Genomic DNA, 24,567 nt, shown 5'->3' with positions numbered 1-24,567 from the left:
GCTAGAGTGAGGCCTCAGTGTTTGTCCGGGTTTTCTCCCAGAATTGACCGGAGTGGCTCCCAAGGAAGAGACGTAGCATGGAATGCGCTCCACACCACGGCGATGGTCGTTCGGTTCTTCTGGTGGTCGATGACTATCCGGAAAACCTGCTCAGCATGCGCGCGCTCTTGCAGCGCGATGACTGGCAGGTCATCACCGCAGCGTCTGGCCTGGAAGCCTTGGAGCTGTTGCTGCAGCATGATGTCGACCTGGTGCTGCTGGACGTGAAGATGCCCGGCATGGACGGCTTCGAAGTGGCTCGCCTGATGCGCGGCAGCCAGCGCACACGGATGACGCCGATCATCTTCCTCAGCGCCAACGCCCAATCCCCCGCCGCCGTGCTGGAAGGCTACGCCAGCGGCGCCATCGATTACCTGTTCAAACCCTTCGACCCGCATATTCTCAAGCCCAAGGTCCAGGCATTGCTGGAGCACCAGCGCAATCGCCGGGCCTTGCAGCGCCTGAGTCATGACCTGGAGTCCGCCCGCGCGTTCAATGCGTCGGTGCTGGACAACGCCGCCGAGGGCATTCTGGTGGTGGGCGAGGGCAGTGTGATCGAGTACGCCAACCCGGCTATTTCGCGGCTGCTGAATGCCACCATGACGGAGTTGCAGGGTGAGAGCTTCCTGAGTTTCCTGCAAAAACCTCACGTGCCGGCCTGGCTGGGGTTCGCGATGTTCGAGGCGTACCGCAAAGGCGAAACGTGGCGCCAGCATGACGCCATTTTACGCACCGGGCGTGGTCAGCAGGTGCCGGTGGCGCTGTCCTGCGCGCCGTTGCCCGCCGAGCAGAAGGCCATGGTGGTGACGGTGCTGGACATGTCCGAAGTGCGTCATTTGCACCAGCAACTGGAGTTCCAGGCGGTGACCGATCCGTTGACCGGGCTGTTGAACCGGCGTGGTTTCCATCAGGCAGCAGAGAGCACATTGTTGCGCAGCGAGCGGAGTGAGCACTCTCTGGTGCTGCTGTACCTGGACCTGGATGGTTTCAAGCGGGTCAATGACTCATTGGGCCACGACGCAGGCGACCGGGTGTTGCGCTGGGTGTCGGAGCAGATGCAGGCGTGTTTGCGGTCCGGCGACATGCTCGGGCGCATGGGCGGGGATGAATTCACGGCGTTGCTGGAGCTGGAGTTTCCGGAGCAAGCCGCGAAGATTGCGGAAAAACTGATCGAACGCGTGTCGGTGTGCCAGCAGATCGACGGCCTGGATGTGATGCTCGGCGTCAGCATCGGCATCGCCACGTTCCCAGATTGTGGTTCGGATTTGAATGGCCTGCTCCGCGCCGCCGACATTGCCATGTACGAAGCCAAGCGCGCGGGCCGTCAGCAATATCGCTATTACGACCAGGAAATGAACGGCCGCGCCCGCTCTCGGCTGATGCTGGAAGACAGTGTGCGCACGGCGATCCAGAACAAGGATTTCACCCTGGTCTATCAGCCTCAAGTTTCTCTGGACGATGGGCGCCTGCGCGGTGTCGAAGCGCTGTTGCGCTGGCAGCATCCGAGTGTTGGCGATGTGCCGCCGGGGCTGTTTCTGCCGTTGCTGGAGGAGGCGCGGTTGATCAGCCAGCTCAGCACCTGGATTTATCAACAGGTCGCCGCGCAACGCCAGGCCTGGAAAACCACGTTTGATGATGAATTGGTGCTGAGCGTGAGCCTGAGCAGCAACCAGTTCAATATGCCCAACCTGGCCAGCCAACTGCAGCAGGTACTGGAGCGACATGGGTTGCAGGGGCGGCAGTTGGAGGTGGAAATCAGTGAAGACTGCCTGATGAGTAACCTCGAAGAGTCGACCAAGCAGCTCAAGTTGTTGCGCCAGATCGGCGTGCGCACCGCGCTGGATGACTTTGGCTTGGGCAATTGCTCCCTGGCGCATCTGCGCGACCTGGCGTTCGATACGCTCAAGCTCGACCCGCAATTGGTTGCGCGCCTGCCGGGTTCCGCGCGGGACGCGGTGATGGCGCGCAGCATCATCGAACTGTGCGGGCATTTTGAGGTGGTGGTGGTGGCGGAGGGCGTCGAAACCCAGGAGCAAGCCCAATGGCTCAAGGCCAATGGTTGCCCGTTTATCCAAGGCCCGTTGGCGGCGCAACCGTTGATGGCCGAGGAAGTGACCGACTGGTGCCGCGCTCGCCTGGGCTGAATTCGTTACACTGGCGGCTATCCGAACCTGTTGCAGACCCCATGACCGCGCTGAAATACCTCCAGGCCTATCCCGCCGCCCTCCAGGAACAAGTGCGCCAGCTGATCGCCAAGGACCAGTTGGGTGCCTACCTGGAGCAACGTTACCCCGAACGCCACGCCGTGCAGAGCGACAAGGCCCTGTACGCCTACGCCCTGGCCTTGAAGCAGGAGCACTTGCGCAATGCGCCGGCCATCGACAAGGTGTTGTTCGATAACCGCCTGGACTTGACCCACCGCGCCCTCGGCCTGCACACCACGATTTCGCGGGTGCAGGGCGGCAACCTTAAATCCAAGAAAGAGATTCGCATTGCCGCGCTGTTCAAGGAGGCCGCGCCGGAGTTTCTGCGCATGATCGTCGTGCACGAACTGGCGCACTTCAAGGAATCGGACCACAACAAAGCGTTCTACAAACTCTGTGAGTACATGATGCCGGGCTACCATCAGGTGGAATTCGACCTGCGCGTCTACCTCACGTACCGCGACCTGCAGGGCAAACCCTGACCGCACAAGGCGACCGACCATGGATGTGAGCAAGACCAAGAGCAGCTTTTATCGCCGCCTGTACGTGGCCTACCTGATCGACAGCGGCCAGGCCAGCAGCGTCCCAGCATTGACCGACGCCACCGGCATGCCCCGGCGCACGGCGCAGGACACGATTGCGGCGTTGGCCGACTTGGACATTGTGTGTGAATTCGAGCAGGAAGACGGTGCCCGCAACCATGCCGGGCACTATCGGATTCGCAGCTGGGGGGCGATCGATCGGCGCTGGATCGAGGCGAACCTCGGGCAGATCAAGCAGGTGCTGGGTTACCCCTAGTCCTTTCTCATGCCAATGTGCGGAATATCATCTTCCAGGTATTCCTCACCGGCGACGACAAACCCATAACGCCCGTAGTAGCCCTGCAAATGCGCCTGGGCTGACAGGAAAATCGGTGTTTGTGGCCAGATATCCTCAATCCGCTTGAGTGTTTCTTCCATCATCCGATGCCCCAGCCCGGTGCCACGCGCTACCGGCGCCACAATCACGCGGCCGATTACCACGTCACCACCTTGGGTTTCTGGGTCCAGCAGCCGCAGGTAGGCCACCAACTGGTCATCCTGCCAGGCCATCAAATGGTGGGTGTCGCCCGACAGATCCTGCCCGTCGAGGTCCTGGTAAACGCATTTCTGCTCGACAACGAAGACCTCGTTGCGCAGGCGCAGGATGGCGTAGAGCTGCTCCTTGCCCAGGTCATCGTGGTGCTTGAAAACCCATTCAACGGTCATGGCGTGTTCTCTTATAGATGTCTGCTGCGGATAGTAAGCGCGGCAGCCGATTGTGTCTAAATCGACTATTTTTGTGAGTGAAATCAATTTGCCATCATTGAGTGCGTTCGGTGCCGGTTTCTTTGTGTAATCTGAGCTACTGTTAGAACCTCAGGCCCCACCTGAGCTCAGGATAACGCCTGCCTGCCAAGGACTTTGAGCATGCCGCGATTCTCTCGTGCCGTTGCTTTGATTGGAGTGTTGTTGCTGGCCCAGCCGGCCCTCGCACAGCGTCTGCGCCTAGTAGCGGATGCCTGGCCACCCTTTACCGATGCCACCTTGATCAATGGCGGGCTGGCCACCGATATCGTCAGCACCGCCCTGGCCCGCGCGGGTTATGCCAGTGATTTCGAACAGGTGCCCTGGGCCCGGGCATTGATGGGGGTGGGCGACGGGCGTTATGACGTGTTGGTGAACGCCTGGTACGACGATGCGCGCACGCACCTGGGGCAGTTTTCCGGCGAATACCTGCTCAACCGCGTGCGTTTCATCAAGCGGCGTGACGATCCCATTGCATTCCAGAACCTTGAGCAACTGCACGACTACCCCATCGCCGTGGTGCGCGGGTATGCCTATTCGGCGGCGTTCGATGGCGATGCGCAGTTGCAGAAAGTGCCGGTGCATAACTTCGCCATGGCGGTGCGCATGCTTGCGGCGCAGCGGGTGCGGCTGACCGTGGAGGATGAATATGTGGCGCGTTATTACTTGTCCCGCGAGTCGGCGCGGGTGCGCAATGCGGTGGAGTTTTTACCCAAGCCGTTGAGTGAAAACAGCCTGCATATCTTGGTGAGCTTGAAGAACCCCGAGCATGAACAGATCGTCGCCAGCTTTGACCGGGAGATTGCCAAGATGAAGGCGGATGGGAGTTATGCGCGGTTGATGAAGCAGCATGGGATGTAGTGGCTGCCTCTTGTGGCAAGCCCGCTCACCACAGGTCAGGCCGCGCTGGTGTCTTTGATCAGATGCGCCGCCAGCGTGCGCAACGGCCCCAACTGCCGACAAATCAACGCCAACTGTGTCTGCACCAATCGCTGCCCTTCATCAATCTCATCCGGCATCTGCTCCAGGTCGGCCGCCAACGCTTCCTCGGCGTCGCTCTGAATCGCAATCGGCTGCTTGTTCGCAAGCCCCGTGGCGATCTCATCAATACTCGCCGCCAAGGTATTCCCGGCGCCATCGATCAGATGCTCGCGCACCTCCGCTGGCAACTGGGTTTCGCGGTGCGCGCCGAGGCCTGACAAGTAACTGAGCAAGGTATGGGACAACACCAGGAAGCGGAAGCCCACGTCAGCCTCCTTACGGAAGTGCCCCGGCTCCATCAGCATATTCGCCAGGGTGGTCGACAGCGCCGCATCGGCGTTGTGCGCGTTGCGTCGGGCCAGGCGATAAGCCAGGTCGTCGCTTTTGCCGGCGGCGTATTGCTGCATGATCTGGCGCAAATAGATGCTGTTGCAGGTCAGGGTGTTGGCCAGCACTTTGTTCAGGCGACGGCCCTGCCAATCCGGCAGGAACAGGAACACCGCCAGGCCCGCAATCAAGCTGCCGAGCAAGGTATCGAACAGACGCGGCAGGAACAGGCCGTAGCCGTCACCCACCTGGTTGAAGCAGAACAGCACCATCAACGTGATGGCGGCGGTGGCCAGGGTGTAGCGGGTGGTGCGGTTGATAAAGAACACCAGGCCGGCGGCGATGGCGAACATCGACTGTACCAGCGGGCTCGGGAACAGGTCGAACAAGGCCCAGGCCACGGTAAGGCCGATAGCGGTGCCGATGATCCGCTGGCCGAGCTTGCGCCGTGTGGCGCCGTAGTTGGGCTGGCACACGAACAGCGTGGTCAGGATGATCCAGTAGCCTTGGGAGGCATGAATCGCATGCAACATGCCGTAGCCCACGGTCAGCGCCAGGGACAGGCGCAGCGCGTGACGGAACAACAGTGATGTGGGCGTCATCTGCGTGCGCAGGCGCGTCCACATTTCCTTGAGGTTGCGCGGGGCGCGGTCCAGCAGGTTGCTGTCGGTGGCGTCGGCCAGGCTGTCGGGGTTGCTGGCGTCGCCCAGCAGGCGGTCCAGCGTCGACAGGTTGGCTGCCAGCGCGCGCAACGAGCGCAGCAGGCCGCGCCAGGCTGGGTTGCTCTGGATGCGCAAGTGTTCCAGGGAGGCGTTCAAATCGCCCAAGGCTTCGGCGAAGCTGTCGTCATAGATGAACGGCTGGCGCAGCTGGATCGACTCGGCCAGGGTCTGGCACGCCTTGCCCTGTTGACGCAGCAGGCGTTGGCAGCGGAACAGCACGTCACTGTGGAAGAAGGCTTCGGCCAATGCGTTGTAGGGATAGTGGGATGAGCTGGCACGCTCATGGATGTCTTGGGCGAGGAAGTACAGCTTCAGGTAGCGGCTGACTTTCGAGCCAGGGCGGCCATTGCCCACGCGATGCAGGATGATTTCCTTCGCCGCATTCAGCGCGGCAACCACCCGCCCATTTTGCTGGGCCAGTTCCAGGCGACGCGCTTCCACATCCAGTTGGCGAATCGGTTCGAACAACGACGACTTGAGCTTGAGGTAACGTCCCAGCTCGCGAAACAACCGCGCCAGGCTTTGCTGCACCGGCTGGTTGGAAAACAACGCTTGCCACAGCACCGACAGCGCGCCGTACCAGGCGGCACCGGCCACCAGCAGCAGCGGCTCATGCCAGAAATCCGAGACGGCACCACCACGCTGGTCCACGCCGATCATGGTGTACACCGACAGGATCAGTGTCGCGGAGGCAATCGCCCCATAACGTTCGCCCAACGCGCCAAGCATGGTCAGGCAGAAGGTGGCCAGGGCCAGGGAGATCGCGAAGACCCAGGGATAAGGGAACAGCAGCTCCACCGACAGCGCGGCGATGCTGAAACACACCAGCGTCACCGCCAGGGCGTTTAGACGGCCTTGCCAACTGTCATCTGTCTCGGCCAGGGCGCTGGCGATAATCCCCAGGAACAACGGGATCAGCAGCGTCATTTCATCCTGATACCAGCACAGCGCCATGCTGCCGGTGAGGGCGATGAACACCCGGATGCTGTAACTGAATTTATCCAGCGCCCACAGGCGCCGCATGGACTGCTTGAACGAGGTCGATGACATGAAGTCTGGAGTCTTCCGGGACGATGCCGCTAAATTGAGCTATCAAGGACGCCACGGCAAGCGTGGCGATCACATCCAACAGCAAAATTTATTCCACTGCGCCGATCAGGCGTACTGCGCCGCCGCGTAACCCGAAGCCCAGGCCCACTGGAAGTTGAAGCCGCCCAGGTGACCGGTCACATCCAGCACTTCACCGATAAAGTACAGGCCGGGGCTTTTCAGGGATTCCATGGTCTTGGACGACACTTCCCGTGTGTCCACACCGCCCAGGGTCACTTCGGCCGTGCGATAGCCTTCGGTGCCTGCCGGCACCAATTGCCAACTGCCGAGTTTTTGCGCGATGTCGGCAATTTCAGCGTGGGTGTACTGCTTCATCGGCTTGGACGCAAACCAGGTGTCCGCCAGCAGGTTGGCCATCTTCTTGGTGAAGATCTCGCCCAGCAGCGTTTTCAGCTCGCTGTTCGGGCGTTCGGCCTGTTGCGCTTGCAGCCACTCGTGGGCGTCATGGTCGGGCAGCAGGTTGATTTCCACCGTGTCGCCGGATTCCCAGTACGAAGAAATCTGCAGGATCGCCGGCCCACTCAGACCGCGATGAGTGAACAGGATGTTCTCGCGAAAGCTCTGGCCGTTGCAGGTCACCAGGCAATCCACCGAGGTGCCAGACAGCTCGCCGCACAAGTCTTTGAGCTGATCGGTGATGGTGAACGGCACAAGACCGGCGCGGGTTGGCAGCAGTTCGTGGCCGAACTGCTTGGCCACTTGATAACCAAAACCGGTGGCGCCCAGTGTCGGAATCGACAGGCCGCCGGTGGCAATCACCAGGGATTCGCAACGCAGTTCACCCAAGGTGGTCTGCAACTGGTAGCCGTTGTCAAGCTTGGCGATCTCTTCGATCGAGGTGTCCAGGTGCAGGCTCACGCCGACCTGAATGCACTCGTCCAAGAGCATGCCGAGAATGTCGCTGGACTTGTTATCGCAGAACAGCTGGCCGAGCTTCTTCTCGTGATATGGCACGCCGTGCTTGGCCACCAGCCCGATGAAATCCCACTGGGTATAACGCGCCAGGGCGGATTTGCAGAAGTGCGCATTGTGCGAGAGGAAGTTGGCAGGCTCGGTGTACATATTGGTGAAATTGCAGCGGCCACCGCCGGACATGAGGATCTTCTTGCCGGCCTTGTTCGCATGGTCGATCAACATCACTTTGCGCCCACGCCCGGCGGCGGTCAGTGCGCACATCAAGCCTGCGGCGCCGGCGCCAATGATCACAACTTCGGTCGAGCGCAAAACGGTGTCCTCACAAAACTTGATCTGAAATGCAATTGAATGTGAGAGGGGCTGTTGTGGTGAGCGGGCTTGCCCCGCGCTGGAGTGCGTAGCGCTCCCAATATTTTGGGGCTGCTTCGCAACCCAGCGCGGGGCAAGCCCGCTCACCACAACAAGCCCGCTCCCACATTTTTGATCTCTGTAGAGCTTGAATGCTTTACAGAATCCGAACGCGCAACGAACGGCCTTTGATCTTGCCGTCGTTCAAACGCTGCAACGCCTGCTTGGCGATCCCGCGTTCCACGGCCACGAAGGCCTGGAAGTCAAAGATCGCGATCTTGCCGACCTGGGCGCCCGGAATACCGGCTTCGCCAGTCAGTGCACCAAGGATATCGCCTGGGCGAACCTTGTCTTTGCGGCCGGCGGCGATGCACAGGGTGCTCATCTGTGGCAGCAACGGGCCACCGCTTTGCGGCTTGAGGTTGTCCAGTTGGTCCCAGTTCAGCGGCGACTTCTGCAGTTGCTCGATGGCCTGGGCGCGGTGCGCTTCGGACGGCGCCACCAGGCTGATGGCAATGCCGGTCTCACCGGCACGACCGGTACGGCCGACGCGGTGGATGTGGATTTCTGAGTCGCGGGCCAGTTCGACGTTGATCACCATGTCCAGCGAATCAATGTCCAAACCACGGGCAGCCACGTCGGTGGCAACCAGCACTGAGGTGCTGCGGTTGGCGAACATGGCCAGCACCTGGTCACGGTCGCGCTGTTCCAGGTCGCCGTGCAGGCCGACGGCGGAAATGCCCTTGGCCGTCAGGTGATCCACGGTTTCCTGCACTTGCTGCTTGGTAAAGCAGAACGCTACGCAAGACGCTGGGCGGAAGTGCGCCAATACCTTGGTCACTGCGTCCATGCGCTCTTCCGGCGAGATCTCGAAGAAACGCTGCTCGATCTGGTCATCGGAGTGGAAGGCTTCGGCTTTCACTTGCTGCGGCGCGCGCATGAACTTGGAGGCCAACTGCTTGATGCTCACCGGGTAGGTGGCCGAGAACAGCAGGGTCTGGCGGCGCGGCGGGGTCTTGCTGATGATGTCTTCGATGGCGTCGTAGAAGCCCATGTCGAGCATGCGGTCAGCTTCATCGAGGATCAGCGTGTTCAGGCCGTCGAGGACCAGCGAACCCTTGCGCAGGTGCTGCTGGATACGGCCCGGCGTGCCGACGATGACGTGGGCGCCGTGTTCCAGGGAGGCGATCTGCGGGCCGAGGGACACGCCGCCGCACAGGGTCAGTACCTTGATGTTGTCTTCGGCACGGGCCAGGCGGCGGATTTCCTTGGCGACCTGGTCGGCCAGCTCACGGGTCGGGCACATCACCAGGGCCTGGCAGCCGAAGTAGCGCGGGTTGATCGGGTTCAACAGGCCGATGCCGAAGGCGGCGGTCTTGCCGCTGCCGGTCTTGGCCTGGGCAATCAGGTCCAGCCCCTTGAGGATCACCGGCAAGCTTTGCGCCTGGATCTGCGTCATCTCGACATAACCCAGCGAGTCGAGGTTAGCCAGCATGGCGGCGGACAGGGGCAAAGTATTAAAAGCGGTGGCGATGGTAGTCACGGGACTGGCTCTGCAAAACAAAATGTCGCGCAGTGTACCAGCCCTGTGGGATTTTCCCCGCAAGTTCTAGACGAGAAGCCTGTTAATGCTCGATATGCTGCTCGGGGCTGGCGGCACGCTTGCCGTCTTTTGGCGACAGTTGCAGGAAGATCGCGGCCGCCAGCATCGCCATGATGCCCACCGTGAGGAAGGTCAGCTGGAATGCGCCGAGGACCGTGCTGACGCCGTCGTTGCCGGTTTCGGCGGTAAACCCGCCGAGCAGCGCGCCGGCGCAGGCGACCCCGAGGCTCAACGACAATTGCGCCACCACCGACAGCAAACTGTTGCCGCTGCTGGCTTGGGCGTCATCGAGGTCGATCAGGGTGACGGTGTTCATCGCGGTAAATTGCAGCGAGTTGATCGCCCCCAGCACCGCCAGCATTCCCAGCAGCAGCGGGTAGGGCGTGTGTTCCGTGACCAATCCCATGCTCGCCAGCATGATGCCCAGGGCCAGAGTGTTGCCAGTCAACACGATGCGGTAGCCCAGGCGTTCGATCAGCGGGCGTGCCACGGACTTGGCAAACATCGCCGCCGCCGCCAGGGGCAACATGCTCATGCCGGCTTCCGACGGTGAGTACCCCAGCGCCACCTGTAACAGCAACGGCACCAGGAACGGCAGGGCGCCGCTGCCCAACCGCGCGAACAGGTTGCCAAGGATGCCCACGGCAAAGGTGCGGGTCTTGAACAGCACCGGTGAAAACAGTGGATTATCGATGTGCCCCGCCCGCAACCAATACGCCGCCAGGCACGCGAGCCCGCCGAACAGCAGCAACATCACCCTCAAGTGCGGCAAGTGCAGTTCGCCCAGGCCTTCCATGGCGATAGTGATCAGCACCATCGCGGCGCCAAACAGCAAGAAGCCGATCCCATCGAAGCGCGTGCGCTCGCTGCCGCGCAGGTCGGGGATGAATTTCCACACGGCGTAGCAGCCAATCATGCCCACCGGCAGATTGATCAGGAAGATCCAGTGCCAGGTCAGGTATTGCACCATCCAGCCGCCCATGGTCGGGCCGAGCAATGGGCCGAGCAAACCGGGGATGGTGATGAAACCCATGATGCGCACCAGCTCGGAGCGCGGGTAGGCGCGCAGCACCACCAGTCGCCCAACGGGCAGCATCAATGCACCGCCCAGGCCTTGGATCACCCGTGCGCCCACCAGCATGGTCAAGCTGCTGGACAGGGCGCACAGCAGCGAGCCAATGCTGAACAGCATGATTGCGCCAAAGAAGATTTTCTTGGTGCCGAAGCGGTCGGCGATCCAGCCCGACGCCGGGATCAGCAAGGCGACGGTGAGCATGTAGGCGATCACCACCCCTTGCATACGCAGCGGGTTTTCCGCGAGGTCCCGGGCCATCGCCGGTAATGCCGTGTTGAGGATCGTCCCGTCCAGCGACTGCATGAAGAAGGCAATCGCGACCACCCAGGGGAGCCAGCGGGCGGTCTTGGCATCGAGCGGGACGCGGTTCGGCATGGAAACCCTTTTGGTTAGCAGGCTATGTGTTGGCGATTATGCGCCATTCGTCGCGCCTTTTCCCACCAGGAAATCCAGCAGTTCACGGTGCACCGCCACCGCGGCTTCGTTGGATTCAAGGTCGAGCAAGTGGCCAGTGTGTTCGGCGACGGCAAAGCTGCTACGCCCCACGTACTGCTTGAACAACCGGGCCTCGGCGGCGGGGGTGTATTCGTCGAGGGCACCGTTGAGGAAGTGCACCGGCGTTTCAATCTGCCGCAGTGCCGGCAGGTAGTTGCCATCGCCCAAGGCCAACACTTGGTGGATATGAAAACGCGCCTGGCGGTATTCGGTGGTAGCCATGGTCGACAGGTGACGGTGGTTGTTGCGTTTGAGCCGGGGCGACAAATATTGGCCCACGGTTTCATTGAGCAAGTGGCCGACGGCGGACTTGTCATCGGCCTCGATCAATACGCGTACGCGTTCCACATAGTCGAGCATGGCCTGGTTGAGGTTGGGTGCCAGGGCCATCACCACCGAGCTTTCGATGGAGGGTGGGTTGTGCGCCAGGGTCAGCAACGTCGAGATGCCGCCCCAGGAGGCCGACACCAGGTGGTTGACCTGGAAGCGCTCGACCAGGGCGCGCAGCATCTGCACCTCGTCGTCCTTGGTCACCAGGTCGAGGTCAGTGTTGTGTTCGCGGGAATAGCCGGAGAACGGCAAGTCAAACAGCAACACATTGAAATGCTCGGCCAGGCATTTGCTGGTGCGAGCGAAGGAGCGCGTGGTGGACAGCGCGCCGTTGACCATCAATACGGTCTTTTTTCCAGAATCGTTTCCTAGCTGCTCAACATGAACGTTGTAGTGCTTGAACAGCTTTTCAATGACAAAACTTCCATGGTTCATGTCAACGCTCCAGCTTGCCCTTCCCGGGCAAGGTCGTGCTCTCGTGGGTGGGGGTGGCGGGATGCCATTAACCCTTATAACGAGGATTCTGGAGGAAAGGAAGGTGTCCTACGGTGGAGGAGAAACACCTGTAGGAATGCCTCTGCCTACAGGCGTAAGACGCTTACAGAGTAAGTGTCAGGCGTTTTACCAACGCTCCTGGCAGCAGATTTGAGGCGGTATTGCGCTGACTGTAAGTGCTGGCAGAAAGCAGCAACTCCCGATCAGCGGTCAGGGCTTCGAGCTGCGAACCGAGCAGGCTGTAGACACTGTCATCAAAGCGCATGGTGCTGACCGGCGCCTTGATCTCGCCGTCTTCCACCCAGAAGGTGGCGAAGCGCGTCATGCCGGTCAGACGTGCCGCCGGCAGGTCGGAATAGTTCAGGTACCACAGGTTGCTGATGTACAACCCGGTGCCCAACTGCTTGAGGATATCGGCCTGGGCCAGGCTGCCGGCGGCCATCTGCAAGGCGCTGGGCGATTCATCGCTGCTTGCGCCATTGGTGCTCAAGCCGTATTCGGCCGCGCTGCGCGAATTGATCAATTGGCCCTCGGCGTTTCCCGCCTTGATCAGCGTGACGTCGCCGCGCGGGTAACCTTCGGTGGAAAACGCCTGGCTCAGGGAACCGCTGATCTGTTCCGTCAGCGTCACCAGCGGGCTCAGGGACTGTTCGCCGGCGTACAGCTTTTGCAGCGAACTGCCCTTGCTGGCGATGGCCTGGGCTGAAAAACCACCCCAAGTGATGATGCTGATGATCTCTTCAATCGCCGCCGGGGCGAGGTAGGCGCGGTATTGCCCAGGCGCCAGTGTGTGCAGTGGCCGGCCGAGGAACTCCAGCTGTTCGCGGGCCTGCTGGAAGCGCGCGGCAAACTCGGCGCTGTCCCAGGTGTGCCCGGCGTAGCTGGCTTTCACCGCTTCGCCATTGGCGTGAAACAGGCTGAAATCGAAGTTGAAGCTATTGGCCTGGTGCCAGCCGAAGGCGCCCGACGAGCTGGCAAAGCCCCGGCTGATGGGGCCGGCCGCATAGAAACCGACCAGGTCGACGCCGTGGGCGGCCTGGCTGATGTCTTCCAGTACCTGGGCCAGTTCCGGCAGCGGGCGGGTTTGTTCGTTGCTGCTTTGCCAGGCATTGTGGTTCAGCAGCAGGTACGGATCCTGAGGCAGCAGCGGCAGGGTTTCACGCAGCTGTTGCAGGCCATCGGCCAAACGCTGGCGGTCCAGCTCGGGCTCGCCGGCCAGGGTGATGCCCAGGTCAGCATGGCGGCCGTCGTTGATCAGTTTCAGGTTGAGGCTGGCCTGTTGCACCTGGCCGGCCTGGCGCACCTTGGCGTGATTGAAACGCACGAATTCGGACGCTTCATCCGCATAGCCCAGGTGGAACTGTTCGTTGTCGGTGATGGTGTGCTTGAGCCATTCCACCAATGCCTTGAAGTTGTTCATCAGGCGTCTCCCCCAAATACGTCGACATCACTGAATACGCAGGCCGGCGACGCATGGCCGACGCGGATCACTTGGTTGGGTTCGCCTTTGCCGCAGTTCGGCGTGCCCAAGACCTTGAAGGTGCTGGCGTCACCGACTGCGCTGAGGTTGCGCCAGAAGTTGGCAGAAATGGCGCGGTAGTTGGGGTTCTTCACCACGCCTTTCAGCTCGCCGTTCTCGATCAATTGGCCCCATTCGCAGCCGAACTGGAATTTGTTGCGCGCATCGTCGATGGACCATGAACGGTTGGTCGACATCAGCACACCGTTTTCGATACCGCCGATCAGTTGCGCCAGGCTCTTGTCGCCCGCTTCGATGTTCAGGTTGGCCATGCGGTCGATGGGCGCGCGGTTCCAACTGCTGGCCCGGCTGTTGGCTACGCCGCTCATACCCGAACGGAACTGCGACAGCGCACCGCCCAGCGGTTTGAGCAGCAGCCCTTCGCGGATCAGGAACTGCTTGCTGGCGGGCGTGCCGTCATCGTCATGGCTGTAGCTGGCGAGTTGCTCGGGGATATCCGGGTCGAAGGTCACGTTGAGCAAGGGCGAGCCATAGTGCAGATGGCCGAAGTCGCTGGCCTTCACAAAACTGGTGCCAGCGTAATTGCGCTCGTCACCCAGAATGCGATCCAGCTCCAGCGGGTGGCCGATGGATTCGTGAATCTGCAGGATCATCTGGTCGGGCATCAGCAGCAGGTCGCGTGGGCCGTTGGGGGTGTTCGGCGCGAGCAGCAGTTGCAGGGCTTCGTCGGCAATGCGTGGCGCGGCGCCGACCAGGCCGAAGCGGCTGATCACATCAAAGCCGCCTTGCTGGCCGAAGTTGCTGCCGCCCAGGGTGCGGCTCTGGCTATCGTTGCCGTCGTAGGCGGTCACGTTGACGCCGGGGAACACGAAACGCTGGGCCTGGCGCAGTTCGGCGCCGGCGTTGTTGAGGTAGATCTGCTCGACGTGGGCCAGGCCGAGGCTGACTTCCCAGCTCACCAGGCGCTCGTCCTTCGGCACAGCGGCAGACTCATCGCCCAGCAGCTGGTAGCAGTCGCTCAAGGACGGGAAGGGCTGGTTGAGCTCAGGGGACAAATAGTCCGCCACATCGCTGGAGACATGCTGGTCGCGCAGGTCGAGCAGGGCGTGGGGCTTGATCAACCGGGCTTGCTGTTCGGCACGCTCAAGGGCGGCTTGCAGGCCGGGCAGGGAAATATCGTTGGTTGCCGCGTAGGCCTCCACACCGTTGACACGCACGGTGAGCATGGCGCCTTCGTCGTGGTTCAGGTGCGGTGGTTCGGCGACGTTCTTGCGTACGGCCAGGTAGTGGCCTGATTCGCGTACGTAGCGCAGCGAGAAGAATTCGGCGGTGGTGCGCAGGGCACTGAAGTGTTTTTTGAGTGTGGCGTGGTGGTCGAACATGGGGCCTTCCTTGTGGGCGGCTCGGCGCGGGCAGGCCAACAGAGTAGGCCTGGGCTAGGAGCTGATCAAGGAAAGGCAACCATTTGTGGCAGGTGAACTATTGTGGCAAGCGGGCTTGTTGTGGTGAGCGGGCTTGCCCCGCGCTGGAGTGCGAAGCGCTCCCAAGATTTTTGGGGCCGCTGCGCAGCCCAGCGCGGGGCAAGCCCGCTCACCACACACAAAGCCTGTTTACCACAAGGTTTAGCGTTATTGCGCGGTAGGCCCCACTTCACGCATCGGCTTGCCACGCACTGGCGCATCGCCCGCCACGTAGTAGTCGGCGGTGCTGCGCGGCAGCGGCTGGCGGCCGCGGATCTTGTCGGCGATTTTCTCGGCGATCATGATCGTCGGCGCGTTCAGGTTGCCGGTGGTGATGATCGGCATGATCGACGCATCCACGACGCGCAGACCCTGCATGCCATGCACGCGGCCTTCACCGTCCACTACGGCCATCTCGTCGGTGCCCATCTTGCACGAGCAGGACGGGTGGAACGCAGTCTCGGCGTGCTCACGGATGAACTTGTCGAGCTGCTCATCGGTTTGCACGTCAATGCCGGGGCTGATCTCGCGGCCACGGTACTGGTCGAGTGCCGGCTGCTGCATGATTTCACGGGTCAGGCGGATGCCGTCGCGGAATTCCTGCCAGTCCTGTTCGGTGGCCATGTAGTTGAAGAGGATGCTCGGGTAGTCCCGTGGGTTCTTCGACTTCAGCTGGATGCGACCACGGCTCGGCGAACGCATGGAACCCATGTGCGCCTGGAAACCGTGCTCTTTCACACCGTTGCTGCCGTTGTAGTTAATCGCCACCGGCAGGAAGTGGTACTGGATGTTCGGCCACTCGAATTCTTCACGGGTACGGATGAAACCGCCCGCTTCGAACTGGTTGCTGGCGCCGATACCGGTGCCGTTGAACAGCCACTCGGCACCAATGGCCGGCTGGTTGTACCAGAGCAGCGACGGGTACAGCGAGACCGGCTGGGTGCACGCATATTGCAGGTACAGCTCAAGGTGATCCTGCAGGTTTTCGCCGACGCCTGGCAGGTCGTGGACCACTGGGATGTCCAGGCTTTCCAGCAGTTTGGCCGGGCCCACGCCGGAGCGTTGCAGCAGTTGCGGCGAAGCGATTGCGCCGCTGCACACCAGCACTTCTTTACGGGCGCGGGCTTCAACGCGCTCTTCGGCGGCGCCGATCAGGTAACGCACGCCCACGGCACGCTTGCCTTCGAACAAGACTTTGTCGGTCAGGGCGTGAGTGACGATGGTCAGCGTGGAGCGCTTCTTGGCGGTATCCAGGTAACCGCGCGCGGTGCTGGCGCGACGGCCTTTAGGCGTGACGGTACGGTCCATCGGGCCGAAGCCTTCTTGCTGGTAGCCGTTCAGGTCGACGGTGCGCGGGTAACCGGCCTGTACGCCGGCTTCAACCATGGCGTGGAACAGCGGGTTGTTGCCAGCCTTTGGCGTGGTCACGCTGACCGGGCCATCGCCGCCGTGCCAATCGTTGGGGCCGATGTCGCGGGTTTCGGCTTTGCGGAAATACGGCAGGCAGTCCAGGTAAGTCCAGTTTTCCAGGCCTGGCAATTTCGCCCAGTTGTCGTAGTCCATGGCGTTGCCACGGATGTAGCACATGCCGTTGATCAGCGAAGAACCACCCAGGCCCTTACCGCGACCGCACTCCATGCGACGGCCGTCCATGTGTGGCTCTGGATCGGTCTCGTAGGCCCAGTTGTAGCGGCGGCCTTGCAGTGGGAACGCCAGGGCGGCTGGCATTTGCGTGCGGAAGTCGAAACGGTAGTCGGGGCCACCGGCTTCCAGCAGCAGGACGGTGACGCCTTCGTCTTCGGTCAGGCGGGTCGCCAGGGTGTTACCGGCGGAGCCGGCACCCACAATGATGTAATCGTATTCTTGGGACATTGGATGCACCCTCATATAAGTGGTTCAAGCTGCTTTTGTGGCGAGGGAGCTTGCTCCCGCTCGACTGCGTAGCAGTCGCAAAACCAGCGAACGAGTTCGGTCTGAAGAACTGCGGTGCCTGGGGTGGGGCTGCTTCGCAGCCCAGCGGGAGCAAGCTCCCTCGCCACAAAGGCGCACCCCAGGGCTCCTGTGGGTTAGAACACCGAGGCGTAATCGCCCAGCTCAACCTGTACCGATTTGATGCGGGTAAAGTTGTTCAGCGAGCTGATGCCGTTCTCACGGCCCACACCCGACTGCTTGTAGCCGCCAACCGGCATCTTCGCGTCGGACTCGCCCCAGGCGTTGATCCAGCAGATACCCGCTTCCAGCTGATGAATCACGCGGTGGGCGCGGTTCAAGTCCTTGGTCACCAAGCCAGCCGCCAGGCCGAAGTCGGTGTCGTTGGCGCGGCGGATCACTTCTTCTTCGGTTTCGTAGGTGAGGATGCTCATCACTGGGCCGAAGATTTCTTCACGCACGATGACCATGTCGTCGGTGCAGTCGGTGAACACGGTCGGGGCCACGAAGGCGCCTTTGGCGAAGTCGCCGTCGGTCAGGCGGTCGCCGCCGCACAGCAGGCGGGCGCCTTGCTCTTTGCCCTTGGCGATGTAGCCCAGCACGCTTTCCATGTGGGCAAAGCTGACCAGCGGACCGAAGTTGGTGTTTTCGTCTTCCGGGTTACCAACGCGAATGCGCGCGACACGCTCAACGATCTTGGCTTCGAACGCAGCTTGCAGGTGCTTGGGTACGAATACACGAGTGCCGTTGGTGCAGACCTGGCCGGAGCTGTAGAAGTTGGCCATCATCGCGGTGTCGGCGGCGCGGTCGAGGTCGGCGTCGTCGAAGATGATCAGCGGAGACTTGCCGCCCAGTTCCATGGTCACGTCTTTGAGCGAAGAGCTGGAAGCGCTGGCCATGACTTTCTTGCCGGTGTCGGTGCCACCGGTGAACGAGACTTTCTCGATGCGCGGGTGTTCGGTCAGCCAGGTGCCGACTTCACGGCCACTGCCGGTCAGTACGTTGAACACGCCCGCCGGAACGCCGGCTTCGGTGTAGATCTCGGCCAGTTTCAGGGTGGTCAGCGAAGTGACTTCGCTCGGCTTGAAGATCATTGCGTTACCGGCAGCCAGGGCCGGTGCGGATTTCCACAGGGCGATCTGGATCGGGTAGTTCCACGCGCCGATACCGGCGACCACGCCCAGCGGCTCGCGGCGGGTGTAGACGAACGAAGTGTCGCGCAGTGGGATCTGCTCGCCTTCGATGGCTGGCACCAGGCCTGCGTAGTATTCCAGCACGTCAGCGCCGGTAACGATGTCGACGTACTTGGTTTCGGAGAAGGATTTACCGGTGTCCAGGGTTTCCAGGGCGGCCAGCTCGTCGTTGCGCTCGCGCAGGATGTCGACGGCACGACGCAGGATGCGCGAACGCTCCATGGCGGTCATGGCGGCCCAGATTTTCTGGCCTTTTTCGGCGCTGACCACGGCACGTTCAACGTCTTCTTTAGTCGCGCGTTGCACTTGGGCGAGAACTTCACCGTTAGCCGGGTTGATGGCTTCGAAGGTGGCATCGCTGCCAGCGTCGCTGTAGCCGCCGTCAATGTAGAGTTTTTGCAGGTCGAAACGGGCCATAAAGTCCTCGCAAGTGCATAAGTGGTTGGCGTTAACCGCCGAACAGTGAGCCATAAGGGTGTGGCAACACTGAGCGACAGCAGTTCAGGGGTTGAGCGGTTATGTGTGCTCTAACTCACCTGCTTGGCCAATTGGAAATCCATGTATTCGTAAGCGATCCGTTGCGCCTGCGCCGTGTCGAAAGCGTCTCCCGACAGGGCGCCGCGCAACCATAAACCGTCGATCAGGGCCGCCAGGCCTCGGGCTGCTTTGCGTGCGTGCGGCAGCGGCAGCACTCGGCGGAACTGGCAGCACAGGTTGGAATACAGACGTTGATCGTTGATCCGCTGCAACCTGTGCAATGACGGGTGATGCATGCTGGTGGCCCAGAAGGCCAGCCAGGTTTTCATTGCCGGGCCGTTGACCTGGCTGGCATCGAAGTTGCCCTCGATGATCACCTGAAGGTGTGCCCGTGGGCTGTCGTCCTTCAGTGCGAGCCTGCGTTCGTGGACGTTCTCGATCAGCGCATTCATCAAGTACCGCATCGTCGCGGCGATCAGGCCGTTCTTGTCCTGAAAGTAGTGACTGATGATGCCGTTCGAAACGCCGGCCAAACGGGCGATCAGCGCAATGCTGGCATCTCCCATTCCGACCTGATCGATGGCCGTCAGCGTGGCTTCGATCAACTGCTGGCGGCGTATGGGTTGCATACCGACCTTGGGCATGTAGCACCTCTCCTTAGGCCTGCCGATGGGCGATCAACGTCCGTCGGCTTGAGGGCCAGTCTATTTTGTTTTGATTGAACGTTCAATCAACAAAGAATAAGATCTGCGACAAATGGTCGCGTCCTACAGGCATTTCCTACTTGTAGGCGCGACATCTGGCACCTGGTTAAACCCCTGAAACGTCCCTGGGCACTGCGCTCATGGGGTGCAGGGATTTAAGGGGTGTCTTTATAACACCCGTCCGTCGACTGCCGAAAAATCGATGTCCCGGGATAACCGTTGCCTTGTGTTTCTCTCTCGCACTGCCCGGAGCATCTGCGCCATGAGTTCTGCCTCTCTTATAAAGACCCCACCGGAAAAGGTGCGGGTCAACGGTTGGGTGTTCTACACCTCCACCGCGTTGATTCTGTTGTTGACTGCCATCCTGATCATCGCCCCGCAGGAGGCCGGGCGCATGCTCGGTGTCGCCCAGGCGTGGCTGTCGAAAAGCTTCGGCTGGTACTACATGGTGGTCATCGCCGCCTACCTGGTGTTCGTGGTCGGCCTGGCGTTTTCTTCCTATGGCAAATTGAAACTGGGCAGCAAGGACGACACCCCGGACTTCAGCTACGGCGCCTGGGCCGGCATGTTGTTCTCATCGGGCATCGGCATTTCGCTGTTGTACTTTGGTGCTTCCGAGCCTTTGGACCACTACTTCAACCCGCCCGAAGGCGCAGCCGCCAGCAATGGCGCCGCACGCCAGGCGCTGCAACTGACCTTTCTGCACTGGGGCCTGCACGGCTGGGCGATCTATGCCTTGGTCGGCCTGGCCGTGGCGTACTTCGCTTATCGCCATAACCAGCCGCTGGCCTTGCGTTCGGCGTTGTACCCGCTGGTGGGCGAGCGCTGGGTGAAAGGCGCGGCCGGCCACGCGGTGGACGGTTTCGGCATGTTCGTGACCCTGTTGGGCCTGGTGACGAACCTGGGGATTGGTTCGATGCAGGTGTCGTCCGGGTTGGAAAACCTGTTCGGCATGGAGCACAGCAACACCAACCTGCTGATCGTGATCATCGTGATGAGCACCGTGGCGACCATCGCCGCCGTGTCTGGCGTGGAGAACGGCATTCGCCGCCTGTCCAACCTCAACATCGTGTTGTTCAGCGGCCTGTTGATCTTCGTGCTGCTGTTCGGCCCGACTCTGCATTTGCTCAACGGCTTGGTGCAGAACACCGGTGACTACCTCAACGGCATCATCCTGAAAACCTTCGACCTCTATGTGTACGAAGGCGACGCTGACAAGACCGAACGCTGGATGGGCCTGTGGACCCTGTTCTATTGGGCGTGGTGGATTTCCTGGGCGCCATTCGTGGGCATGTTCATCGCGCGTATTTCCCGTGGTCGCACGGTGCGTGAACTGGTGGCCGGCGTGCTGCTGATCCCGCTGGGCTTTACCCTGGCGTGGTTGTCGATCTTCGGGAACTCGGCCTTGGACCTGGTGCTGAACCACGGCGCGGTGGAGTTGGGCAAGACCGCGCTGGAACAGCCGTCCATGGCGATTTACCAGTTGCTTGAGCATTACCCGGCGTCGAAAGTCGTCATCGGTGTATCGATCTTCGTGGGCTTCGTGCTGTTCCTGACCCCGGCGGATTCCGGCGCGGTGATGATGGCCAACCTGTCGTGCAAAGGCGGCAATGTGGATGAAGATGCGCCGCACTGGCTGCGGATCTTCTGGTCGGCGGTGATCACCCTGGTGACCATCGGCCTGTTGTTCGCCGGCAACTTCGAAGCCATGCAGACCATGGTGGTGCTGGCGGGGCTGCCGTTCTCGGTGGTGTTGATCTTCTTCATGTTCGGCTTGCACAAGGCGATGCGCCAGGACGTGGCTATCGAACAGGAGCAGGCGCAACTGGCCGAGCGTGGCCGCCGTGGTTTCAGCGAGCGTTTGACCGCGCTGGACCTGCAACCGAGCCAAGGCACCGTGCAACGTTTTATGGACAAGCACGTCACCCCGGCACTGGAAGAAGCGGCGACGGCGTTGCGTGACCAGGGGCTGGAAGTGCAGACGCTGCTGGGTAAATCCAAGCGCTGCATCGGTGTGCGCATCGAGATGGAAGAGGGCAACCCGTTTGTCTACGAAGTGAGCCTGGATGCTTACTCGTCGGCACCGAGCGACTTGCCCGAGGAAGAGCGCACGCGTTACTACCGTGCCGAGGTCTACCTGCACAACGGGCCTCAGGAATACGACCTGATGGGCTTCGCCCAGGAACAGATCACCCGGGACGTGCTCGATCAGTTTGAAAGCCATCGGCAGCTCCTTGGCCGTGTCTATAGCTGAAGGTTGATCATCCACCTGTAAAACAAAACGCCGCGATCCTCGCGGCGTTTTTGTACTCGGGGGATTACCCCAGGTTTTTGCCCAGCAGGGCGTGGTACAACTCGCTGTCTCCGAGAATCCCCACCACCTGGTTGTTGTCATGCAACACCAGCTTGTTCCCGGTGTGATAACGAATCTGCAACGCGTCGCGCATGCCGATATTCGAATCCACCAGCGTCGGCACTCGGCCCAAACCTTCCACCGCTTGCCCCGGCGCCCAGTTCTGCAGGTTCATCACCGCACCATTCTGGCGGGCACCCTTGATAGTGTTGCCTTCGGCCAGGTCCAGCCACGAGTCGCCGCCCGGGTCCAGGCACACCGAACCGTTGACGCGCTTGCAGTTGTCCAGCGTGCGCATCAGGCTGCGGCCGCACAGTACGTTCAGCGGGTTGGTATGCGCCACGAAGGTACGCACATAGTCGTCCGCCGGGTTCAGCACGATCTCTTCCGGCACGCTGTACTGGATGATCTTGCCGTCTTTCATGATCGCGATGCGGCTGCCCAGTTTGAGCGCCTCGTCGAGGTCGTGGCTCACGAAGACGATGGTCTTGCTCAGCTTGCGTTGCAGTTCCAGCAACTCATCCTGCAGGCCTTGGCGGATCAGCGGGTCGAGGGCGGAGAAGGGTTCGTCCATCAGCAGGATGTCGGCGTCCATCGCCAACGCGCGGGCCAGGCCGACCCGTTGCTGCATGCCGCCGGAGAGTTCGTCCGGCTTCTTGTTGCGCCATTGGGTCAGGCCCACCAGCTCAAGTTTTTCATCCACCAGCTTGCGTCGGTCTTTCTCCGGGCGGCCCTGCATTTCCAGGCCGAAGCTGATGTTTTCGCGCACTGTCAGCCAAGGCATCAGGGCGAACTTCTGGAACACCATGGCGATGCGTTTGGTGCGCATCATTTTCAGCTCGGCGGGTGTGCAGGAGGCGATGTCGATCTGGCGACCTTCATGCTCCACGAACAACTGGCCACGGCTGACGGTGTTGAGGCCGTTGATGCAGCGCAACAGACTGGATTTGCCGGAGCCCGACAGGCCCATGAGCACACAGATCTCGCCTTTCTCGATGTCCAGGCTGGCTTTTTCTACGCCGACAATCTGCCCGGTCTTTTTCAGGATTTCATTACGGCTCATGCCTTGGTCCAACAGCTTGAGCGCCTCGCGTGGGTCTTTGGAAAAGATCACGTCGACATTGTCGAATCGGATAATGCTCATGCATCACCCCCTACTTTAGCGTCGGGTTGTTTGCAGATGCGGTCGAGCATGATGGCCAGCAGCACAATCGCCAGACCGGCTTCAAAGCCCAAGGCGATATCGGCGGTGTTCAGCGCGTTGACCACCGGTTTGCCGAGGCCGTCGGCGCCCACCAGGGCCGCGATCACTACCATCGACAACGACAGCATGATGCATTGGGTAATGCCGGCGGCAATGCTCGGCATGGCGTGGGGCAGTTCAATGCGCGAGAGCAACTGACGGCGCGAGCAGCCAAAGGCCTTGCCGGCGTCCATCAACTCTTGCGGTACATCACGGATACCCAGGTAGGTCAGGCGGATCGGCGCGGCAATCGCGAACACCACCGTGGAAATCAGCCCAGGCACCACACCCAGCCCGAAGAGGGTCAGGGTAGGGATGAGGTAGACGAAGGTCGGTACGGTCTGCATCAGATCGAGCACCGGCCGCATCATGGTGTAGAACAACGGTTTGTGCGCGGCAACAATGCCCAGCGGCACACCGATGACCACGCAGACCAGAGTGGCGAACAGCACTTGCGCCAGGGTCTCCATGGTTTCCTGCCAGTACCCCAGGTTGAGGATCAGCAGGAAGGAGGCGATGACAAAAACAGTCAGTCCCCATTTACGTTGGATAAAGTGAGCCAGCAGCGCAATCAGACCGATCAATGCCAGCGGATTGAACCAGGTCAGCGCGAACGTCACGCCGTGGATCATCGTTTCCAGTGTCGATGCGATTGCGTCGAAGTAGTTGGCGCCGTGTTGGGTCAACCATTCGACGAAGGCAGCGATGTACTGGCCTAGTGGGATTTTCTGTTCAGTCAGCATGGTAGTGAATGTCCACATGCGAAGAGGGAAAACATCCCGGGGCAGCGCACCGCCCCGGGGACAACATTACTTGGCGAGGTAGGCTTTAACGGCGTCGAGTCCTGGTTTGCCATCTACGGTGGTGACACCGGCGAGCCAGGTGTCGAGGACTTGCGGGTTGGCTTTCAGCCAGGCCTTGGCGGCGGCGTCAGGCTTTTGTTTGTCGTCCAGGACTTTACCCATCAGGGTGCTTTCCATGTCCAGGGTGAACACCAGGTTTTTCAGCAACTGGCCGACGTTGCTGCATTCCTGGGTATAACCCTTGCGGGTGTTGGTGTAGATGGTGGCCTGGCCGTAGTTGGGGCCGAACGAGTCGTCACCGCCGGTCAGGTACTTCATCTTGAAGCGGGTGTTCATCGGGTGCGGTTCCCAGCCGAGGAACACGATGGCCTGGTCACGCTTGGAGGCGCGTTCGACCTGGGAGAGCATGCCGGCTTCGCTGGATTCGACCACTTTGAAACCGGCGGTTTTCAGGCCGAAGGCGTCTTTGTCGATCAGCGTCTGGATGGTGCGGTTGCCGTCGTTGCCCGGCTCGATGCCGTAGATCTTGCCGCCCAGCTCATCCTTGAATTTGGCGATGTCGGCGAAGTCCTTGAGGCCTTTGTTGTACAGCGCTTCCGGGACGGCCAGGGTGTACTTGGCGTTCTCCAGGTTGGCGCGCACGGTTTCCACGGTGCCGGCATCACGGTACTGCTTGATGTCGTTTTCCATGGTCGGCATCCAGTTGCCGAGGAAGATGTCCATGTTCTTGCCGTCGGCCAGTGACTTGTAGGTCACGGGTACCGAAATCATCGTGGTGCGCGGCTTGTAGCCCAGGCCCTTGAGGATCTCGCTGGTGGTCGCGGTGGTGACGGTGATGTCGGTCCAGCCGACATCGGAGAAGTTGACGGTCTGACATTGTGCCGGTTCTGCGGCGTGCGCCATGACTGGCAGACTCAGCATGGCGGCCAACAACAACGAGGGTGAACCTTTCATCT

The 24,567-nt window shown here is 61.1% G+C and carries 19 protein-coding genes; 5 read left to right on the top strand and 14 right to left on the bottom strand.

Annotation, left to right across the window (positions count from 1 at the left end; translation table 11 throughout):
• The first annotated feature begins 77 nt into the window (after positions 1-77).
• Genes OZ428_RS30895 through OZ428_RS30885 form a run of 3 tightly spaced genes read left to right on the top strand, consistent with a single transcriptional unit; the run spans position 78 to position 3,041 of the window.
• Entirely contained in the window at positions 78-2,183 is a 2,106-nt protein-coding gene (locus tag OZ428_RS30895) for a putative bifunctional diguanylate cyclase/phosphodiesterase (RefSeq protein ID WP_269132210.1), read from the top strand.
• Between the two features lie 41 nt (positions 2,184-2,224).
• Positions 2,225-2,725, top strand: coding sequence for a M48 metallopeptidase family protein (locus OZ428_RS30890; RefSeq protein ID WP_010207148.1), 501 nt, complete (start codon positions 2,225-2,227; stop codon positions 2,723-2,725).
• Between the two features lie 19 nt (positions 2,726-2,744).
• Entirely contained in the window at positions 2,745-3,041 is a 297-nt protein-coding gene (locus OZ428_RS30885) for a winged helix-turn-helix domain-containing protein (RefSeq protein ID WP_033898013.1), read from the top strand.
• Here OZ428_RS30885 and OZ428_RS30880 read toward each other — a convergent pair.
• Entirely contained in the window at positions 3,038-3,490 is a 453-nt protein-coding gene (locus OZ428_RS30880) for a GNAT family N-acetyltransferase (protein WP_269132209.1), read from the bottom strand. The two genes, OZ428_RS30885 and OZ428_RS30880, sit on opposite strands and share 4 nt — an antisense overlap.
• 201 nt (positions 3,491-3,691) lie before the next feature.
• On the opposite strand from OZ428_RS30880, the gene OZ428_RS30875 reads away from it, so the two are divergent.
• Positions 3,692-4,429, top strand: coding sequence for a substrate-binding periplasmic protein (locus OZ428_RS30875; RefSeq protein WP_269132208.1), 738 nt, complete (start codon positions 3,692-3,694; stop codon positions 4,427-4,429).
• Between the two features lie 35 nt (positions 4,430-4,464).
• Here the strand turns inward: OZ428_RS30875 and yccS are convergent, their stop codons facing one another.
• From yccS to betI, 10 genes are all read right to left on the bottom strand, one after another.
• Complete coding sequence (gene yccS, locus OZ428_RS30870) at positions 4,465-6,648, bottom strand: YccS family putative transporter (protein ID WP_033898017.1); 2,184 nt, start codon at positions 6,646-6,648, stop codon at positions 4,465-4,467.
• A gap of 105 nt (positions 6,649-6,753) precedes the next feature.
• Positions 6,754-7,932 carry an NAD(P)/FAD-dependent oxidoreductase gene (locus tag OZ428_RS30865; RefSeq protein ID WP_133075426.1) on the bottom strand — a complete coding sequence of 393 codons (1,179 nt, stop codon included), beginning with the start codon at positions 7,930-7,932 and terminating at the stop codon, positions 6,754-6,756.
• Positions 7,933-8,128: 196 nt separating this feature from the next.
• Positions 8,129-9,466 (bottom strand): ATP-dependent RNA helicase DbpA, encoded by a 1,338-nt coding sequence (dbpA, locus tag OZ428_RS30860; RefSeq protein ID WP_235165500.1) that lies wholly within the window; start codon positions 9,464-9,466, stop codon positions 8,129-8,131.
• A 130-nt stretch (positions 9,467-9,596) separates the two neighbouring features.
• Complete coding sequence (gene mdtD / locus OZ428_RS30855; protein ID WP_016977771.1) at positions 9,597-11,024, bottom strand: multidrug transporter subunit MdtD; 1,428 nt, start codon at positions 11,022-11,024, stop codon at positions 9,597-9,599.
• A gap of 36 nt (positions 11,025-11,060) precedes the next feature.
• Entirely contained in the window at positions 11,061-11,909 is an 849-nt protein-coding gene (locus tag OZ428_RS30850; RefSeq protein WP_133075425.1) for an alpha/beta fold hydrolase, read from the bottom strand.
• 163 nt (positions 11,910-12,072) lie between these two features.
• A complete protein-coding gene (locus OZ428_RS30845; protein WP_269132207.1) occupies positions 12,073-13,389 on the bottom strand; it encodes a TldD/PmbA family protein in 1,317 nt (438 codons plus the stop codon).
• On the bottom strand, positions 13,389-14,831 hold the full coding sequence (locus OZ428_RS30840; RefSeq protein WP_269132206.1) for a TldD/PmbA family protein: 1,443 nt from the start codon (positions 14,829-14,831) through the stop codon (positions 13,389-13,391). The genes OZ428_RS30845 and OZ428_RS30840 overlap by 1 nt, the downstream gene beginning before the upstream one ends.
• A 246-nt stretch (positions 14,832-15,077) precedes the next feature.
• Positions 15,078-16,781 (bottom strand): choline dehydrogenase, encoded by a 1,704-nt coding sequence (betA, locus tag OZ428_RS30835; protein WP_269132205.1) that lies wholly within the window; start codon positions 16,779-16,781, stop codon positions 15,078-15,080.
• A 194-nt stretch (positions 16,782-16,975) separates the two neighbouring features.
• The gene (betB, locus tag OZ428_RS30830) at positions 16,976-18,448 is read right to left on the bottom strand and encodes a betaine-aldehyde dehydrogenase (RefSeq protein WP_016977776.1); all 1,473 of its coding nucleotides are present in this window, start codon (positions 18,446-18,448) and stop codon (positions 16,976-16,978) included.
• Positions 18,449-18,558: 110 nt separating this feature from the next.
• A complete protein-coding gene (gene betI, locus OZ428_RS30825) occupies positions 18,559-19,152 on the bottom strand; it encodes a transcriptional regulator BetI (RefSeq protein WP_033898023.1) in 594 nt (197 codons plus the stop codon).
• A 379-nt stretch (positions 19,153-19,531) separates the two neighbouring features.
• Here betI and OZ428_RS30820 point away from each other — a divergent pair, with 379 nt between their 5' ends.
• Positions 19,532-21,466, top strand: a complete 1,935-nt coding sequence (locus OZ428_RS30820) for a BCCT family transporter (protein WP_269134237.1) — start codon at positions 19,532-19,534, stop codon at positions 21,464-21,466.
• 64 nt (positions 21,467-21,530) lie between these two features.
• Here the strand turns inward: OZ428_RS30820 and choV are convergent, their stop codons facing one another.
• The 3 genes from choV to OZ428_RS30805 all read right to left on the bottom strand — a co-directional run bounded on the left by choV (position 21,531) and on the right by OZ428_RS30805 (position 24,565).
• Complete coding sequence (gene choV / locus OZ428_RS30815; RefSeq protein WP_133075421.1) at positions 21,531-22,709, bottom strand: choline ABC transporter ATP-binding protein; 1,179 nt, start codon at positions 22,707-22,709, stop codon at positions 21,531-21,533.
• Positions 22,706-23,551, bottom strand: a complete 846-nt coding sequence (gene choW, locus OZ428_RS30810) for a choline ABC transporter permease subunit (RefSeq protein ID WP_016972877.1) — start codon at positions 23,549-23,551, stop codon at positions 22,706-22,708. Before choW ends, choV begins: the two co-directional genes overlap by 4 nt.
• 66 nt (positions 23,552-23,617) lie before the next feature.
• A complete protein-coding gene (locus OZ428_RS30805; protein WP_033898028.1) occupies positions 23,618-24,565 on the bottom strand; it encodes a choline ABC transporter substrate-binding protein in 948 nt (315 codons plus the stop codon).
• Between the last annotated feature and the right edge of the window lie 2 nt (positions 24,566-24,567).

This window comes from Pseudomonas sp. GXZC (assembly GCF_026967615.1).
Lineage (GTDB): Bacteria > Pseudomonadota > Gammaproteobacteria > Pseudomonadales > Pseudomonadaceae > Aquipseudomonas > Aquipseudomonas azotoformans_A.
The sequence above is the reverse complement of the archived record's forward strand: the minus strand, read 5'-3'. Positions and strand labels throughout refer to the sequence as shown.